Below are 575 nucleotides of genomic sequence, written 5' to 3'. Positions count from 1 at the left end.
AGGGACCGGTGATCGCGAGCGTTTTGCCGGGGCTGTAGGCATTGACGAACAGGGTCGAGCCGTCGGGCGAGAAGCAGGCGCCGGCGAGCTCGGTATGCGCGCGCAGCCGGGCGAACGGGTAGAGCTGCCCATCGGGCGTCACGCCGCGCAGATGGTTATCGACCATGTCGGTATACTGGTCCTCGCAGACAATCAGATGACCGTTGGGCGCAACGGTGAGATTGTCACCGAAGTTGAGGTGCGAAGGATCGGCCGACTCGACGAAGTTCTGAAGCCGGCCCGGCTCGCTTCGTTCCTGCGCCTGTCCCTCGAAGCGTGACGGCCGGTAGCGCATCACCTGTCCGAGCTTGGCCGCACCGCCCGACGTGCAACAGAAATAAAGCTCGCCATCGCCATAATGGATGCCCTCGCCGCGCGCGAACAGCAGCGCGCCCTTGGCCGCGCCGCGCTGGCGCAGGTCGTCATCGGGGCTTTCGACCGCGTCGAGATCGACCCAACGCGTTGCAGCCCACTGTCCCTGGGGCAAGGCAACACCGTTCCAGTTTCGGCTGTCGATGAGGGCGGGCTCGACAAGC

The 575-nt window shown here is 65.6% G+C and carries 1 protein-coding gene; it reads right to left on the bottom strand.

Going from position 1 to position 575, the window contains the following annotated elements:
* On the bottom strand, positions 1–575 hold a 575-nt coding region (locus tag ACMGE0_RS33630; protein ID WP_436820186.1), incomplete at both ends, for an alkaline phosphatase PhoX.

Source organism: Neorhizobium descurainiae (assembly GCF_051400715.1).
Taxonomy (GTDB): domain Bacteria; phylum Pseudomonadota; class Alphaproteobacteria; order Rhizobiales; family Rhizobiaceae; genus Neorhizobium.
Note: the sequence above shows the minus strand (reverse complement) of the source record. Positions and strands in the feature narration are given on the sequence as shown.